Origin of the sequence: Allosphingosinicella sp., assembly GCF_036387215.1 — a bacterium.
Taxonomy (GTDB): domain Bacteria; phylum Pseudomonadota; class Alphaproteobacteria; order Sphingomonadales; family Sphingomonadaceae; genus Allosphingosinicella.
Window position 1 is genome coordinate 1 of record NZ_DASVUE010000349.1, and the last position, 3,270, is coordinate 3,270.

Here is a 3,270-nt window from a genome sequence, read left to right on the forward strand (position 1 = left end):
CATGGTCGATCCCGCCGACCAGTATACGCTGACCGCAGGTGTCTGGAGCCAGGAGATCAACAACGCCTCGTTCAACCGCACCGGCTGGCAGGCGAGCATCCGCGGCACCTACTCACCAACGGTCGGCTCGGCGCGCCTGCATCTCGGCGCCAATTTCCAGCACCGCGTGGCGCAGCGGGACGCGCAGAACGTGCAATATCGCTCGCGCCCCTTCACCCAGGTCACCGATCAAAGGTTCGTCGATACCGGGGCGATCGCGGCGGACGGCGACGACATTGCAGGCATCGAGCTCGGCGCAATCGCGAAGTCGTTCCACTTCGCAGCCGAAGCGCAGAAGGCCTGGGTCCGCGGCTATCGCCCCGGCCGGACGTTCGGAGCCAATAACGGCGCCGGCGGCGGGCTCTTCTACGCCGGCGATCCGAGCTTCACCGGCGGCTATGCCGAGGTCGGCTATTATTTCACCGGCGAGACCCGCGGCTACAAGGGCGGCCGCTGGGACCGCACCAAGGTGCTGAAGCCGTTCGGCGACGGCGGCTGGGGCGCGCTCCAGGCGAACCTCCGCGTCGATTATGTCGACCTCCGGGACCGGGTCGGCAGCGGCGCCACGCTTGCAGCATCCAACTACATCAACGGCGGCAGGCAGATCGGCTATGAGGCGAGCCTCATCTGGAACCCGATGGATTATCTCCGCTTCCAGGCGCAGTACGCGCACGGCAGCTATGCCGGCGGGCCGCGGGCGACGACCGTCAATCCAACTTCCGGTGAGCCGGCCAACCGGCGGAACTTCGATCTCGATACGTTCGCGGTGCGCGCCCAGCTGGAATTCTAGAGCCGGTTGACAGCAGACGTAACAATGTAACATGCTCCCGCAGGTTCACCAGCGGGGGCATCGTTCATGCGTCACGTTCTGTTGCTTTCGACCTTCCTGGCCGCGGCTCCTGCCTCGGCGCAGACCACGCCGATCGGCCCAAGCGCGCAGGGCGACGTCTCGGTCACCATCTATAACGACAATCTCGCGCTGGTTCAGGACAAAAGGCAGCTCAACGTTCCCGGCCGGCGAGGGCGCATCGAATTCCCGGACGTGTCGGCGCAGATCCGGCCCGAGACGGTCTCGCTGAGCGGCGAGGGCATCGACATCGTCGAGCAGAATTTCGATTTCGACCTCCTCTCGCCCCAGGCGATGATGGAGAAAGCGGTCGGCCAGACGATCACGCTCGTCCGGACCAACCCGGCCAACGGCCAGGAGACGCGGGAGCGGGCGACGGTGCTGGCGGTGAACCGCGGCGTCGTGCTCCAGATCGGCGACCGGATCGAGGTGCTCCGCGACGACGGCCTCCCGGTCCGGGTCATCTTCGACAAGGTGCCGGAGAATCTCCGCGCTCGTCCGACGCTCTCCGTGACGATGTCCAGCCAGCGTGCCGGGACGCGTCCGGTGACGTTGAGCTACCTGACGCCGGGGCTCGGCTGGAAGGCGGACTATGTCGCGATGTTCGACGAGACGGCCGGAAAGATCGACGTCCAGGGCTGGGTGACGCTCACCAACAATAGCGGCACCACCTATCACAATGCCGACACGTTGCTGGTGGCGGGGCAGGTGCAGCAGCAGGGCCAGGTCTATTATGGCGGCCGCGGCGGCTATGTGCCGCCCCCTCCGCCCCCTCCGCCGGGCCTGCGCCGCCCGGGCACCGAAAGCGCGCCGCGCGAGCGGTTGGGGGATTTCTATCTCTATCCGCTGAAGGAACGCACCACGATCGCCAATGCGCAGACGAAGCAGGTGAGCTTCCTCGACGTGACCGGAGCCCCGGGGCGGAAGGCTTACGAGTTCCACATCGGCTGGCTGCAGACGCTCGAGGAGGCACAGAGCGCCAACACCGTGCTCAAATTCTCGACGGCGCGCGACCAGGGGCTGGGCGACGCGCTCCCGGCCGGCACGGTGCGCGTCTACATGCGGGATGCGCGGGGCAATGCGCAGTTCGTCGGCGAAAGCATGATCGGCCACACGCCGATGGGATCCGAGCTCGGCCTCAAGACCGGCGAAGCCTTCGACGTGAAGGTGCAGTCCACGGTCGAGAAGCGCGAGCGGATCACGCTCGAGCAATGGAAGACGACGGCGCGCTGGCGGATCACCAAGTCCGACGGCACCACCGCGACCGGGGAGGGCGATTCGCTCCGCGAAACGAGCTTCTGGCGCACGACCATGCGCTACACGCTTACCAACGCCCGCCCGCAGGCGGTTACCGTGGATCTCACCCAGTCTGGTCTCGACAATTACTGGCACGACACGCGGATCGTCTCGGAGACGGTGAAGAGCGAGCGGCTGTCGGCGGATCGCGTGGTCTGGCGGGTTCCAGTGCCGGCGAACGGCACCGCGACAGTCACCGCGGTCTTCGAGACGCGCTACTGATTAGTGGGCATGCGGCCCCTCAACCCGTTCGCCCTGAGCTTGTCGAAGGGCCCTTCTTACCTTCTCCTTTGGAAGAAGAAGGGCAGGGCTTCGACAAGCTCAGCCCGAACGGCTTTGGGGTTGCTGCTGGGACTTTGCGTCACTGCCGCGCCGGCCCAGCAGACCACATCCTCGCCAGCGCCCGAGGCGGTCTCCGTCACCGTCTACCGCGCGCCGTTCCGCTCGGCGCAGGAGCCGATGCAGCTGCAGTGGCTGAACGGCTACGCGCTGATCAGCGAGACCCGCCGTGTCACCATCCCGTCCGGTGAGGGCAATATCCGGTTCGAGGGCGTCGCCGGCGGGATCATTCCCGAAAGCGCCATCGTCACCGGCTTGCCGGAGGGGGTGATCGAGAAGAACCAGGACGCCTATCTGCTGTCGCCGGGAAGCCTGCTCGATCGATCGCTCGGCCGCCGCGTGCACATAAGGCGCACTTCAAAGGCGACGGGCAAGGTGCAGGAACTCGAGGCGGTGATCCGCTCCGGCCCGCAAGGCGCCGTCGTGCTGCAGACCGAAGAAGGGTTCGAGGCGCTCCGCTGCACGGGGCTCCGCGAGACGATCGTCTATCCTGGCGTGCCGGAGGGGCTTTCGGCAAAGCCCACTCTGTCGGTGCGTACCCGAAGCAGCCAGGCGGCGACTGCGACGGTGACGCTCTCCTACCTCGCCAGCGGATTCGACTGGCAGGCCAATTATGTCGCGACGCTCTCTCCGGATGCGGACCGGGTGGACCTGTTCGCCTGGGTGACGCTCGCCAACGGCGACGAGACCAGCTTCGTCAACGCGAGCACCCAGACGGTGGCGGGCAAGGTCAATCGCGAGGATTTCAA

Annotated in this window: 3 protein-coding genes; all 3 read left to right on the forward strand. The window is 66.5% G+C overall.

Translation table 11 applies throughout. The annotated features are described in order from the left end of the window. Positions 1-829 (forward strand): porin (locus VF662_RS13890; protein WP_464142310.1); only part of this gene is annotated, 829 nt, incomplete at its 5' end. 66 nt (positions 830-895) lie between these two features. Next, positions 896-2,404: a DUF4139 domain-containing protein gene (locus tag VF662_RS13895; protein ID WP_464142312.1), complete on the forward strand. Its 1,509-nt coding sequence runs from the start codon at positions 896-898 to the stop codon at positions 2,402-2,404. A 120-nt stretch (positions 2,405-2,524) separates the two neighbouring features. Then, positions 2,525-3,270 (forward strand): DUF4139 domain-containing protein (locus VF662_RS13900; protein WP_464142314.1); only part of this gene is annotated, 746 nt, incomplete at its 3' end.